This window comes from Lelliottia sp. WB101, assembly GCF_003051885.1.
GTDB classification, from domain to species: Bacteria; Pseudomonadota; Gammaproteobacteria; order Enterobacterales; family Enterobacteriaceae; genus Enterobacter; species Enterobacter nimipressuralis.
This window is the reverse complement of the sequence record NZ_CP028520.1, coordinates 3,474,391-3,486,991: the sequence shown is the minus strand read 5'-3', so window position 1 is coordinate 3,486,991 and position 12,601 is coordinate 3,474,391. Positions and strand designations below refer to the sequence as shown.

Here is a 12,601-nt window from a genome sequence, read left to right as displayed (position 1 = left end):
ATTCACCACGCAATCAACAGAGCCATAGCGAGACAGACGGAAAGGGTAAACAGCGAAAGATCCATCAGCATGGGGTGCCAGATTTCGCCGGAGTACATCCAGTCGCGAAGCAGTCGGTGGGCCACAAGCCAGATCAGAAAGCCCAGCATAACGGCTTTGAAAATCGGGGGAAAATAGACAGACGCACCGACAATCAGGTCCTGAAGGGGTAACCCCGCGGAGCTAGTAGAGAACTTCACGAGCAGAGATCCTTTGCAGTGGTGAGGGGCCAGTGTTAACACAATGAAGTGTCTTCATTAAGTGTAAATGATCCGTTCGGAATTGATGAATGCAGTATTGCATTTGTTTTGCCAATATAAATGCTGCACACTATTCTAAAATCAGTATAATAACTTAGCAAGCTAATTATAAGGAGATGAAATTGGAATCGCCATTAGGTTCTGATCTGGCAAGGTTGGTACGCATCTGGCGTGCTCTGATTGACCATCGCCTGAAACCTCTGGAATTGACACAGACGCATTGGGTCACGCTGCATAACATTCATCAGTTGCCGCCCGATCAGTCACAAATTCAACTGGCTAAAGCGATTGGCATTGAGCAGCCATCTCTGGTGCGTACGCTCGATCAGCTGGAGGAGAAGGGGCTGATTTCCCGGCAAACCTGCGCCAGCGATCGCCGTGCTAAACGCATTAAACTGACGGAAAAGGCAGCGCCTATCATCACTGAGATGGAAGCGGTGATCAGCAAAACGCGGGGAGAGATCCTCTCCGGGATTTCACCTGCCGAGCTGGAACAGCTGATTGATATGATTGCTCGCCTTGAGCAAAACATCAATGAGCTGCAAACCCGCGACTGACGTCATGACAAAGCCTTGCATCGCAAGGCTTTCTTTTTAGCGGTACACCACCACCCGGTTGCGCCCCGTCTCTTTAGCCTCATACATCGCCTTATCCGCACGCTCGACGCACTCTTCAGCTGTAACCGCAGATGACGTCGCGGTATACACGCCCATGCTGATGGTGATTGGCTCCGGAAGCTGTCCGTGGGTGGTTTCACGATCAAAACTGCTCAGCAGGATACGGATCCGCTCGGCCACCTGGCGTGCCGCCTCTGACGGGGTATTCGCCAGCAGCAAGACAAACTCTTCGCCGCCAATGCGTGCGGCAATATCCTGAGGACGGACCGAATCCATCAGCAGATTGGCAACAAACTGCAGCACTTTGTCGCCTTGCAGATGACCGTAAGTGTCATTGATGCGCTTGAAGCGATCGAGATCGCTGACAATCACCGACACGGGTTTACTGGCGCTGGTGGTTCTGAGCAAATGGTTCAAGGATTCATAGAAGTAGCTGCGGTTGTAGAGACGCGTCAGGGCATCGCGAATCGAGTTCTGATAAGACTGCTGATATTTCAGATGGGAATCGCGGTAGAGACTGAAGACATCGTGCAGCAGGGTAAAAATAATCAGCAACGTGGCGGTAGTTTCAAACAGACGCGAGCTGTACCAGGCAAATCCCCCCACATAATCACTGGCAAACAGGGTGACCAGCGTAATCATATAGCAGACACACAAAAAGCTGCCGCTGACCCAAAATTCATTGCGCAGACGCGTGATGACCAGCATGGTGATTAAAGTGACAATCCAGAAAATAATCAGAATGAGATTAATCACTTGATTCCATAATATTGTCATCTGCCGGGTGTCATTACTGACCAGATCTATCGAAAGTAATGTGCTGTGGCTCGAATATATCCACGCAAGAGTAATCATTGAAACGGTAAACAGAAATAAACAGATAATAATTATTACATGTACGCGGCGCGGTAATACATGATGACGCAGAGTATAAAGTACCGCCGCGCATGTGATCAGGAAGGCCATCATCATATTGCGGAACATGAAGAAAATCATCGCGTCGTTATAATTAATGCGATGCAGACCGAACGAGGTGAGCCACGCCGGGAAGCTGCTCAGTGTTCCCAGCATCAGCACCGCGGAGCCCGCGAAGGCAAAGGCGATGGCGAGCAGGAAAATCCGGTTTTTATCGCACCAGTATTTCATCAGCATAAAAAAGGCAATAAACAGATGAAATACTAAAAGAAATATTGTCAGCGTAGGAAAAATTAATGGCGAAAGGCTCGGAATAATACTCTCTGTTTTTAAATAAAGAGTATGTAATATTCCATAAAAGACCAGACAGGCAAGCAAGAAGGAAACGTAGCGGTTTCCCAGATATCGGTTTATCACGATCATACGGTTGTTAACTGACAGATAATACTTTATTAAGAAAAGAAGATGAGCGCGGAGGATAATGTAATAAGAGATAAAATACTTTGCGCGGGAACAAGAGAAGGGGAAGTAATTAATTCACGTGGTGAATGTGTTTTAGGGAATTAATTAATCGGAATGCATTCAAGAGTAATGGATGTGACCCTGAGGCCACATCCATTATGGAATTAGCGTGGGGATACAGTCACCTGGCTACCGTTGCTTGCCAGGACCACACGTTGGCCGCTAGCAAACTGGGTTTTACCCTGTTTCTGCACAACCATGATGGTGTTGCCGTCGTCTTTACGGATTTCCAGCTCAACGCCCTGGGTTTTGTTCATCGAACCCTGAACACCCTGACCCGCTACGCCACCCGCAACAGCACCCGCGGCAGTCGCCAGAGAACGTCCGGTGCCACCACCGACGGTGTTACCCAGGAAGCCACCCAGCACAGCACCACCAATCGCGCCAATCACGTTGTTGTCATCGCCACCCTGGATCTGAACCGGGCGAACGTTAACAACAGTACCGTAAGTGACGTTCTGAACTTGCTTGGCTTCGGAGGCGGTGTAAACGTCACCCGAAAGGGAATCGTTATTCACGCAGCCAGCCAGTGTTAAACCAATCAGTGAAACGCCCAGTACACGTAAAATCATTTGAATCTCCTGTTCACCAACAACGCTCAAACTGAGCATCCGTTATGGCTAAATTATATGGCATTGAGAGCCATAGATCATATCTTTGCACTAACAATAGGAAAATTGTACTTGAATTTGACTTAACGAGACATAAACGGAAGAGGCGGGGTGCTTGAGATCGGACATTGTTAAAAAATATTAGCCGGTCATAGAAATACCCCTTCATTTATGGTGGAGTGGTGACCCCAAGCCCAGATAACCTAAGGAAAGCGCATGAAATCGGGTCGTTATATCGGTGTCATGTCAGGCACCAGTCTTGACGGAGTCGATGTTGTCCTTGCCGCAATTGATGAAAACATGGTGGCGCAGCAGGCAAGCCTGAGCTGGCCGATTCCCGTTGAACTGAAAGAAGCGATTCTGAGCATTTGCCAGGGACAGCAGCTGACCCTTTCGCAACTGGGGCGGCTCGATGTGCAGCTGGGATCGCTGTTTGCCGATGCAGTGCTGGCACTCATGCAACAGGAAAATCTTCAGCCAAAGGACATCGTGGCGATTGGCTGTCATGGGCAAACCGTGTGGCACGAACCGCTTGGCGACGCGCCGCATTCGATGCAAATTGGCGACAATAACCAGATCGTCGCCAAAACCGGTGTGACGGTCGTGGGGGATTTCCGCCGTCGCGACATCGCCCTTGGCGGGCAGGGCGCGCCGCTGGTTCCTGCGTTTCACCAGGCGCTGCTGGCACATCCGGATGAACGCCGCATGGTGCTGAACATTGGCGGCATCGCCAATTTATCGATGCTCATTCCTGGGCGACCGGTGCGCGGTTACGATACCGGGCCTGGCAATATGCTGATGGACGCCTGGATCTGGCGTCAGCGTGGCAAAGCGTACGACAAAGACGCGCAGTGGGCGTGCGAGGGAAAAGTCATTATTCCGCTGCTGCAAACGATGCTGAGCGATCCCTATTTCGCCGCGCCTGCGCCAAAAAGTACGGGGCGCGAATATTTCAATTACGGCTGGCTTGAGCGCCAGCTGGCGCAGTTCCCGGCGCTGGCCCCGCAGGATGTGCAGGCGACGCTGGTGGAGCTGACGGCAATCTCGATTTCTGAGCAAGTTTTGCTGAGCGGCGGCTGCGAGCGACTGCTGGTGTGCGGCGGTGGCAGCCGAAATCCGCTGGTGATGGCGCGCCTCGCCGGGCTGTTACCGGGAACAGAGGTGACCACTACCGATGCGGTAGGCATCAGCGGCGACGATATGGAAGCCCTGGCCTTCGCCTGGCTTGCCTGGCGCACGGTCGCCGGTCTGCCGGGGAATCTGCCTTCCGTTACCGGTGCGCGCGAAGCCAGCGTGCTGGGCGCGATTTTTCCGGCCAATCCGCGGCATAATCAGAGTTAACTGAATTCCAGCCCTGCCCGTTGCCGTTAAAATCGAAAGGAATACAGGAGGGTGACTTCACCCTCCATGACCAGGATAGTCTTCGGAACAGGCTCATGAAAAAACTTCTTCTTACGTTTGCCCCTCTCTTACTCGCGGGCTGTAGCTACTACAACCAGGTTGTCGATCGCCTCAATACCGACACCCTCGAGTATCGCTGTGATGAAAAACCACTGACCGTGAAGCTCAATAATCCGCGTCAGGAAGCCAGTTTCATCTACGACAATAAAATGCTGAACCTGAAACAGGGCATGTCCGCCTCCGGCGCGCGCTACACGGACGGAATCTACGTATTCTGGTCCAAAGGTGACGATGCCACCGTCTACAAACGCGACCGCGTAGTTCTCAACAACTGCGTGCTGCAAAATCCGAAGCGTTGAGATTTTTACAGGGGCGGCGCACAATAGCGCCACCCAATTCTAATTTCAGCTAACGCCATGTCAGATAACGATGAATTGCAGCAAATTGCGCATCTGCGCCGTGAGTACACCAAAGGCGGCCTGCGTCGCCAGGATCTTCCCGCTGAACCCCTCGTACTTTTTGAGCGCTGGCTGAAACAGGCCTGTGAGGCCAAACTCGCCGATCCAACCGCGATGGTCGTCGCCACCGTCGATGAGAACGGCCAGCCTTACCAGCGTATCGTTCTGCTGAAACATTACGACGAAAAAGGGCTGGTCTTTTATACCAACCTCGGCAGCCGTAAAGCTCACCATCTGGAAAACAATCCGCGCATCAGCCTGCTGTTCCCGTGGCATATGCTGGAGCGTCAGGTGATGGTCACCGGTAAAGTTGAACGCCTCTCAACGCTCGAAGTGCTGAAATATTTCCACAGCCGTCCTCGCGACAGCCAGATTGGCGCCTGGGTCTCGAAACAATCGAGCCGCATTTCGGCACGTGGCGTGCTGGAGAGCAAATTCCTCGAGCTAAAACAAAAATTCCAGCAGGGCGAAGTGCCTTTGCCAAGCTTCTGGGGTGGTTTCCGCGTCCCCATCGAGCAGATGGAGTTCTGGCAGGGTGGCGAACACCGTCTGCATGACCGCTTTTTATACCAGCGCGACAACGACGCGTGGAAAATCGACCGACTGGCCCCGTAATCCTCGAAATTTGTTGTTTTAAGCGCTAGCGCTGGATGGGCTGGCGCTTTATTCTATGTCTCTTTCGCGCTAGGCGAAAAGTCGTGTACCGACAGAGGTGCAGTCGTTTATACATGGAGAATTTGATGGCAAGCAGTAACTTGATTAAACAATTGCAAGAGCGGGGCCTGGTGGCCCAGGTGACGGACGAAGTAGCGTTAGCAGAGCGACTGGCGCAAGGCCCGATCGCGCTCTATTGCGGCTTCGATCCCACCGCTGACAGCTTGCACTTGGGGCATCTTGTTCCATTGTTATGCCTGAAACGCTTCCAGCAGATGGGCCATAAGCCTGTGGCGCTGGTGGGTGGTGCAACCGGTCTGATTGGTGACCCAAGCTTTAAAGCCGCCGAGCGTAAACTGAATACGGAAGACACCGTGCAGGAGTGGGTGGACAAAATTCGCAAGCAGGTTGCGCCATTCCTCGACTTCGATTGCGGTGAAAACTCTGCGATTGCTGCCAACAACTACGACTGGTTTGGCAACATGAACGTGCTGACCTTCCTGCGTGATATCGGCAAGCACTTCTCCGTTAATCAGATGATCAACAAAGAAGCGGTGAAGCAGCGTCTGAACCGTGACGATCAGGGCATCTCCTTTACCGAGTTCTCCTACAACCTGCTGCAGGGTTATGACTTCGCCTGTCTGAACAAACTGCACGGCGTGGCGCTGCAGATTGGTGGCTCCGACCAGTGGGGCAACATCACGTCCGGTATCGACCTGACGCGTCGTCTGCATCAGAACCAGGTATTCGGTCTGACCGTACCGCTTATCACCAAAGCTGATGGCACCAAGTTCGGTAAAACCGAAGGCGGCGCAGTCTGGCTGGATCCTAAGAAAACCAGCCCGTACAAATTCTACCAGTTCTGGATCAACACCGCCGATGCGGACGTTTATCGCTTCCTGAAGTTCTTCACTTTCATGGACATCGAAGAGATCAATGCTCTTGAAGAAGAAGACAAGAACAGCGGTAAAGCGCCTCGCGCACAGTATGTGCTGGCCGATCAGGTCACCAGCCTGGTTCACGGTGAAGACGGTCTGGCGGCGGCGAAACGCATTACTGCCAGTCTGTTCAACGGCACCCTGAGCGATCTGAGCGTGGAAGATTTCGAGCAGCTGGCGCAGGATGGCGTGCCAATGGTTGAGATGGAAAAGGGCGCCGATCTGATGCAGGCGCTGGTCGATTCCGAGCTGCAGCCGTCCCGTGGTCAGGCGCGTAAGACCATCGCCTCCAATGCCATCACCATCAACGGTGAGAAGCAGGCCGATCCGGAATACACCTTCGCTGAGAGCGATCGTCTGTACGGGCGCTACACCCTGCTGCGTCGCGGTAAGAAGAATTACTGTCTGGTTTGCTGGAAGTAATCACAAGTGTTTGAGGGGCGTGGGAAACCACGCCCCTTTATTTTTTCAGGGTTGTGGTAAGAAAAATGAATAACATCCTCGCCATTCAGTCCCACGTTGTTTTTGGCCATGCCGGCAATAGCGCCGCAGAGTTCCCGATGCGTCGCCTTGGGGCCAACGTCTGGCCGCTCAACACCGTTCAGTTCTCCAATCACACACAATACGGTAAATGGACAGGCTGCGTGCTGCCTGCATCGCATCTGACGGAGATTGTGCAGGGTATCGCGGATATCGATCAGCTAAAGCGCTGTGACGCTGTTTTAAGCGGATATCTGGGATCGGCGGAGCAGGGCGAACATATCCTGGGTATCGTACGTCAGGTTAAAGCGGCGAACCCGTCGGCCAAATTTTTCTGCGATCCGGTGATGGGCCATCCGGAAAAAGGGTGCATCGTGGCGCCGGGTGTGGCGGAGTTTCATGTGCGTCATGCGATGCCGGCAAGCGATATCATCGCGCCAAATCTCATCGAACTGGAAATTCTCTGCGAGCATCCGGTGAACAGCGTAGAAGAAGCCGTGACAGCGTCACGTGAGCTAATAGCTCAGGGACCGGAGATTGTGCTGGTGAAACATCTGGCGCGCGCGGGGTTTAGCCCGGACCGCTTTGAAATGCTGCTGGTGACGAAAGACGACGCCTGGCATATCAGCCGTCCGCTGGTGGACTTTGGCGCTCGCCAGCCGGTGGGCGTGGGCGATGTGACGAGTGGGTTACTGCTGGTGAAACTGTTGCAGGGCGCATCCCTGCGCGACGCGCTGGAGCATGTGACCGCAGCGGTCTATGAAATCATGATCGCGACGAAACAGATGGATGAGTATGAGTTGCAGGTCGTGGCGGCGCAGGAGCGTATTGCGAAGCCGGAGCACTACTTTAGCGCGACGCAGCTTTAAAAACAGTGCCCGGCAAGCGCGCAGCGCCGCCGGGCAATGCAGAGATATATTAGTTCAACCCTTCCGCTTTCAGCGCCGCCGCCACGCCCGGACGTGCCGCCATGCGTTCCATATACGACGCAATATGGCTTAATCCTTCCATATTCAGCTTCACTGCCCGCGCCCAGCGCAGAACCGTAAACAGATAAGCGTCTGCAATGGTGAAGCGCTGGCCGCAAATCCACTGATCGTCTTTCAGGGCGTCATTAACGTACTGCAGTTTTTTCTCCAGCAGGGCACGAACGGTCGGTTTGTACTCTTCAGGCGTATCCGGGCGGAACAGCGGCGTGAAGCCTTTATGCAGCTCAGTCGCGATGTAGTTCAGCCACTCGAGGGTTTTATAGCGGGAAATGCTGCCCGTCGGTGCCAGCAGATGGCGATCGGGTACTGAATCGGCCAGGAACTGCATAATGGCGACGCCTTCGGTGAGCAACGTGCCGTCGTCCAGCGCCAGAGCCGGAACCTGTCCTTTCGGGTTAATCGCGAAATAATCCTCGCCATTCTCCAGACGCTTTTTCATCAGGTCGACGCTATCGAGCGTGAAATCCTTGCCGCTCTCGCGCAGGGTGATGTGTGAAGCAAGAGAGCATGCGCCTGGTTTGTAGAACAGTTTCATCGGTAACTCCTTTTTGCTGAGATTAGGGTCATGGTAATGCGCGGCAGAATAAAAAAAAAGCCGCTAACGCACAGTTAGCGGCTTCTCTTCAGTCGTTTCCCGATGACAATTACGCGGTAGCGGTATCCGTCGCTTTAGCGGTTTTGTCGTCGTCCTGGGTCATACGATTCAGTTTAGGCGCAGTCAGCAGCATCAGCACGGCGATAATTGCGGTGGCGATACCGATCTGCATGAATACGCGTCCGTACACTTCCAGGGAGACCAGAGGGTCGGTGACGTTTTCCGGAACGGCCATCAGGTTTGCAATTTTACCTGCAATGATAGCGGCACCCGCAGTAGTCAGGAACCAGCTACCCATGATGAAGCCCATCAGACGCTGTGGAACCAGCTGTGCAACCATTGCCAGACCCAGACCCGAGATCATCAGCTCACCGATAGACTGCAGCGCGTAGCTCAGAATCAGCCAGTTAACAGACACGATACCCGCGTCGGTCGCGAACTTGGTGCCCAGCGGCAGTACCAGGAATGCGCCAGAGCACAGCACCATACCGATGGCAAATTTGTGCGGCATTGGCAGACGGTCGCCCATCTTGTTGTAGATAGCGGCCAGAATCGGGCTACCAATCATGATCCAGAACGGGTTCAGTGCCTGGAACTGCTCAGGTTCGAACGCGATACCCAGAATGGCGTGCTCAACGTTACGAATGGCGAAGAAGTTCAGGGACGTTGGCATCTGGCTATACAGCACGAAGAAGACAATCGCCTGCAGCATCAGAATGAAGGCCACAATCATCTTACGACGCGCAGCGCCCTGCATAGCGAACGCTTCTTTCGCGAAGATGCAGATGATACCCAGAGCAACCACGCCCAGTACCGCGCGAGCAACGCCCTGGTTGTGCAGCAGCCAGGTGGCGATGGTAGCGAGGATCACAACGCCCACGATAGTCGCCAGCAGTTTGCCCATGTGAACCGGTTCGAAGTCAGGTTTAGAGCCGTAGTCTTTGACCCAGCGTTTGCAGAAGGCAAAGTTAACCACGGTGATCAGCATACCGACAACGGAGAGTGAGAACGCTACGCTCCAGCCGAACTTCGCTGCCAGCCACGGTGTTGCCAGCATAGAGAAGAAGGAACCGATGTTCACCGACATGTAGTACATGGTGAATGCACCGTCGAGACGCGGGTCATCTTTGCTGTAGCAGGTAGAAAGCAGGGAGGACGGGTTTGCTTTGAACAGCCCGTTACCGACAGCAATTGTCGCCATACCCATGTAGACAACCGCAGCATCGTGACCGGACCACGCAACCAGCGCATAGCCGACAGCCAGAACGATGGCGCCGAGCATGATCACGCGTTTGGTGCCAAGAACTTTATCGCCTAACCAGCCGCCGACGGCGACCAGGCCGTAAACCAGTGCACTGAAAGAGGAGAACAGCGTGATGGAATCCGCTTCGGACATACCCAGTTGTTTAACCAGGTAAACAGCCATAATCCCTTGCAGGCCGTAAAAGCCAAAACGCTCCCATAACTCGATAGAGAAGATGAGATAGAACGCTTTAGGCTGTTTGAAAGCGTTTAAACTTACGCTCTCTTCTGTTGGTTTATTGTTTGCAGTAGACACATATACCTCTTTTTTTACATCCCATATTAACGGGGGTGTTCATAGCGTAATTGACCGGAGTCCATTCGCCTTATAGTTATATTGGGAGGGGAAACGGCGGGTAATGTTCACTATCCTGACCCATCTGGCAAGGTGTTTGTAATACTCTGTTACATATAACCAGCGCGGTATAATACGCGGGTCAGACAAATGTTATTTAGCGTTAAATCTTTCAGCATGAGAATTGGTGGTTTTTTTCACTACTGAGACCCGTAAAAAAGGGCTGTATGGCGATATGTTCTGCTATATGGTCATTGTGGTAGTGATATGGTCCATATTCTGAAAATCAACTGGTTTAATCTGTTGTGAACGATCGGTCATAGCTTGTTCGCGCAAGGGCTTAGTGGGTTTTTATATACAAAAATCCAACATGACGTTATCAGAGTGATCGCGATCACAGATGTATAGAAAATTTCGCTGACGAAAAAACAATTAACCTGCCAGGGTGTTAATGAACCGAACAATCAAGAGGTCTGAAAGTGAACGAAGCGGATAATAAATGGGCAAAAGGAAGGTTTCCGGTTAGACCTTCCTTTAGTAAGGGATTGATATATTGAGCAGAGGAGGTAGGTGACGGAAATTCAGGCGTACACTTTCTCTTTATATTCGCATAAATCTTCGATCAGACACGAACCGCAGCGGGGTTTACGGGCGATACAGGTATAACGTCCGTGCAGGATCAGCCAGTGGTGGCAATCCACTTTAAACTCCGCCGGTACCACCTTCAGCAGCTTTTCTTCGACCTGCTCGACGTTCTTACCCGGTGCGAAATTCGTGCGGTTACAGACGCGGAAAATATGCGTATCGACAGCAATGGTCGGCCAGCCGAAAGCGGTATTGAGCACCACGTTGGCGGTTTTACGCCCCACCCCAGGCAGCGCTTCCAGCGCGGCTCTGTCTTCCGGCACTTCACCGCCGTGCTGTTCCAGCAGGATACGGCAGGTTTTAATCACGTTCTCGGCCTTGCTGTTAAACAGACCAATGGTTTTGATATACGACTTCACGCCGTCCACGCCCAGCTCCAGCATTGCCTGCGGCGTATTGGCGACAGGGTAGAGCTTCGCCGTCGCTTTGTTGACGCTCACGTCGGTAGCCTGGGCGGAGAGCAGCACCGCGATCAGCAGCTCAAAAGGGGAGTTGAAATTCAGCTCCGTTGTCGGATGCGGGTCATTATCACGCAGACGAGTCAGGATCGTGATGCGTTTCTCTTTATTCATACAGCCTTCTCAGGGAGTCCTTCCTGCACGCTACGCTCGGCGGCGCGGCGTTTACGTTTCTCATCAATGAGGTATTTTAACGCCAGCATCATACCAAGGCCAATAAATGCGCCCGGTGGCAGCATCGCCAGCAGGAACGGCGTATCCGTGTGGAAGACCTCAATACGCAGGGCCTTCGCCCAGCCGCCCAGCAGTGCGTCAGCGCCGTCAAACAGGGTACCGTTACCGAGGATCTCACGCATCGAGCCCAGCACAAACATTGCGCAGGTGGCGCCCATGCCGATGGCAAAGCCATCCAGCGCCGAGATCAGCGGATCGTTCTTCACCGCAAAAGCTTCCGCGCGACCCACGACGATACAGTTGGTTACGATCAGCGGAATAAAAATCCCCAGCGACTGATAAAGGCCGAACGCGTAGGCGTTGATCAGCATCTGCACGATACTCACCACCGAGGCGATGATCATCACGTAAATCGGAATACGAATCTCTGACGGCGTCCAGCGACGCAGGGCGGAGATCGACAGGTTGGTCAGGGTCAGCACCAGCGTGGTCGCCAGTCCAAGGCCGAGGGCGTTCGTGGCAGTGGATGTCACCGCCAGCAGCGGGCACATCCCCAGCAGCTGGACCAGCGCGGAGTTGTTCTTCCAGAGACCCTGGACAATAACCTCTTTAACCTGGCTCATGATTACTCCTCACAGGCGGGAAGATTGTTGATTTGCGCAGGCAGCGTTTCGGCATACAGCCCCGCGCGTTTCACCGCATTCACCACGGCGCGTGGCGTGATGGTCGCGCCGGTAAACTGGTCGAACTCACCGCCGTCTTTTTTGACTGCAAAGGCGGTGTCATTCTCACCATGAATCACTTTTCCGGCAAAATGTAAAATCCAGTCGCTGAGGCGAAGCTCGATTTTATCCCCCAGCCCTGGCGTTTCGTGGTGCTGCGTCACACGGGTGCCGAGAACCGTACCAGAGAAATCGGTGCCGACCAGCAGTTGAATTGCGCCAGAGTAGCCGTCCGGTGCGGTCGCTTCCATCACGGCACCCACGGCGGTATCCCCTTTACGGGCGATGAAAACGCGGTGTTCACCTTTGCCTAACTGCGGTGCCTGCACGATAAAGCAGCTTTTCTGCAGGTCATTATCGTAGAAATCTGACGGAATCACCTGATCGAACAGCGCCTTTTGCTGTTTCGATGCCTGTTCATCAATCGTCGTTTTGGTCATTTCATTCACCAGCGCGGTCAGCCCCGTCAGGGCAGCGGCGAAGATCGCCAGCGTCACGCCGTGTTTTTGCATTGTTTTCAGCATGG

General features: G+C 53.3%; 14 protein-coding genes. 6 read left to right on the top strand and 8 right to left on the bottom strand.

Annotation, left to right across the window (positions count from 1 at the left end):
• Positions 1 to 2: 2 nt before the first annotated feature.
• Positions 3 to 239, bottom strand: a complete 237-nt coding sequence (locus DAI21_RS16800; RefSeq protein ID WP_107703695.1) for a DUF1656 domain-containing protein — start codon at positions 237 to 239, stop codon at positions 3 to 5.
• Positions 240 to 415: 176 nt separating this feature from the next.
• Between DAI21_RS16800 and slyA the strand changes: the two genes are divergently transcribed.
• On the top strand, positions 416 to 856 hold the full coding sequence (slyA, locus tag DAI21_RS16795) for a transcriptional regulator SlyA (protein ID WP_100780397.1): 441 nt from the start codon (positions 416 to 418) through the stop codon (positions 854 to 856).
• 36 nt (positions 857 to 892) lie between these two features.
• Here the strand turns inward: slyA and DAI21_RS16790 are convergent, their stop codons facing one another.
• Together DAI21_RS16790 and slyB are read right to left on the bottom strand one after the other, a co-directional pair.
• The gene (locus tag DAI21_RS16790) at positions 893 to 2,254 is read right to left on the bottom strand and encodes a GGDEF domain-containing protein (protein ID WP_107703694.1); all 1,362 of its coding nucleotides are present in this window, start codon (positions 2,252 to 2,254) and stop codon (positions 893 to 895) included.
• Positions 2,255 to 2,457: 203 nt separating this feature from the next.
• On the bottom strand, positions 2,458 to 2,925 hold the full coding sequence (gene slyB / locus DAI21_RS16785) for an outer membrane lipoprotein SlyB (protein ID WP_100780395.1): 468 nt from the start codon (positions 2,923 to 2,925) through the stop codon (positions 2,458 to 2,460).
• Between the two features lie 255 nt (positions 2,926 to 3,180).
• Between slyB and anmK the strand changes: the two genes are divergently transcribed.
• The 5 genes from anmK (at position 3,181) to pdxY (ending at position 7,764) form a co-directional block, all read left to right on the top strand.
• Positions 3,181 to 4,305: an anhydro-N-acetylmuramic acid kinase gene (gene anmK, locus DAI21_RS16780; RefSeq protein WP_107703693.1), complete on the top strand. Its 1,125-nt coding sequence runs from the start codon at positions 3,181 to 3,183 to the stop codon at positions 4,303 to 4,305.
• Positions 4,306 to 4,400: 95 nt separating this feature from the next.
• A complete protein-coding gene (gene mliC, locus DAI21_RS16775; protein ID WP_100780393.1) occupies positions 4,401 to 4,724 on the top strand; it encodes a C-type lysozyme inhibitor in 324 nt (107 codons plus the stop codon).
• A 57-nt stretch (positions 4,725 to 4,781) separates the two neighbouring features.
• Positions 4,782 to 5,438, top strand: coding sequence for a pyridoxamine 5'-phosphate oxidase (gene pdxH, locus DAI21_RS16770; RefSeq protein ID WP_100780392.1), 657 nt, complete (start codon positions 4,782 to 4,784; stop codon positions 5,436 to 5,438).
• Between the two features lie 125 nt (positions 5,439 to 5,563).
• Positions 5,564 to 6,838 carry a tyrosine--tRNA ligase gene (gene tyrS, locus DAI21_RS16765; RefSeq protein WP_107703692.1) on the top strand — a complete coding sequence of 425 codons (1,275 nt, stop codon included), beginning with the start codon at positions 5,564 to 5,566 and terminating at the stop codon, positions 6,836 to 6,838.
• Between the two features lie 65 nt (positions 6,839 to 6,903).
• Complete coding sequence (gene pdxY / locus DAI21_RS16760) at positions 6,904 to 7,764, top strand: pyridoxal kinase PdxY (RefSeq protein ID WP_100780390.1); 861 nt, start codon at positions 6,904 to 6,906, stop codon at positions 7,762 to 7,764.
• A 49-nt stretch (positions 7,765 to 7,813) separates the two neighbouring features.
• Here the strand turns inward: pdxY and gstA are convergent, their stop codons facing one another.
• The 5 genes from gstA to rsxG all read right to left on the bottom strand — a co-directional run bounded on the left by gstA (position 7,814) and on the right by rsxG (position 12,599).
• Positions 7,814 to 8,419 carry a glutathione transferase GstA gene (gene gstA / locus DAI21_RS16755; RefSeq protein ID WP_100780389.1) on the bottom strand — a complete coding sequence of 202 codons (606 nt, stop codon included), beginning with the start codon at positions 8,417 to 8,419 and terminating at the stop codon, positions 7,814 to 7,816.
• Positions 8,420 to 8,528: 109 nt separating this feature from the next.
• Positions 8,529 to 10,037, bottom strand: coding sequence for a dipeptide/tripeptide permease DtpA (gene dtpA / locus DAI21_RS16750; RefSeq protein ID WP_100780388.1), 1,509 nt, complete (start codon positions 10,035 to 10,037; stop codon positions 8,529 to 8,531).
• A gap of 620 nt (positions 10,038 to 10,657) precedes the next feature.
• Positions 10,658 to 11,293 (bottom strand): endonuclease III, encoded by a 636-nt coding sequence (gene nth, locus DAI21_RS16745; RefSeq protein WP_107703691.1) that lies wholly within the window; start codon positions 11,291 to 11,293, stop codon positions 10,658 to 10,660.
• Entirely contained in the window at positions 11,290 to 11,976 is a 687-nt protein-coding gene (locus DAI21_RS16740) for an electron transport complex subunit E (RefSeq protein WP_100780386.1), read from the bottom strand. The genes nth and DAI21_RS16740 overlap by 4 nt, the downstream gene beginning before the upstream one ends.
• A gap of 2 nt (positions 11,977 to 11,978) precedes the next feature.
• Positions 11,979 to 12,599: an electron transport complex subunit RsxG gene (rsxG, locus tag DAI21_RS16735; protein ID WP_100780385.1), complete on the bottom strand. Its 621-nt coding sequence runs from the start codon at positions 12,597 to 12,599 to the stop codon at positions 11,979 to 11,981.
• Positions 12,600 to 12,601 lie beyond the last annotated feature (2 nt).

Bases quoted from the DNA above. Each gene is read 5' to 3' on its own strand.
- DAI21_RS16740 (WP_100780386.1), bottom strand. From the start codon at position 11,976: ATGAGCCAGGTTAAAGAGGTTATTGTCCAGGGTCTCTGGAAGAACAAC.
- mliC (WP_100780393.1), top strand. From the start codon at position 4,401: ATGAAAAAACTTCTTCTTACGTTTGCCCCTCTCTTACTCGCGGGCTGT.
- pdxH (WP_100780392.1), top strand. From the start codon at position 4,782: ATGTCAGATAACGATGAATTGCAGCAAATTGCGCATCTGCGCCGTGAG.
- anmK (WP_107703693.1), top strand. From the start codon at position 3,181: ATGAAATCGGGTCGTTATATCGGTGTCATGTCAGGCACCAGTCTTGAC.
- rsxG (WP_100780385.1), bottom strand. From the start codon at position 12,599: ATGCTGAAAACAATGCAAAAACACGGCGTGACGCTGGCGATCTTCGCC.
- tyrS (WP_107703692.1), top strand. From the start codon at position 5,564: ATGGCAAGCAGTAACTTGATTAAACAATTGCAAGAGCGGGGCCTGGTG.
- nth (WP_107703691.1), bottom strand. From the start codon at position 11,293: ATGAATAAAGAGAAACGCATCACGATCCTGACTCGTCTGCGTGATAAT.
- slyA (WP_100780397.1), top strand. From the start codon at position 416: ATGAAATTGGAATCGCCATTAGGTTCTGATCTGGCAAGGTTGGTACGC.
- DAI21_RS16790 (WP_107703694.1), bottom strand. From the start codon at position 2,254: ATGATCGTGATAAACCGATATCTGGGAAACCGCTACGTTTCCTTCTTG.
- slyB (WP_100780395.1), bottom strand. From the start codon at position 2,925: ATGATTTTACGTGTACTGGGCGTTTCACTGATTGGTTTAACACTGGCT.
- pdxY (WP_100780390.1), top strand. From the start codon at position 6,904: ATGAATAACATCCTCGCCATTCAGTCCCACGTTGTTTTTGGCCATGCC.
- gstA (WP_100780389.1), bottom strand. From the start codon at position 8,419: ATGAAACTGTTCTACAAACCAGGCGCATGCTCTCTTGCTTCACACATC.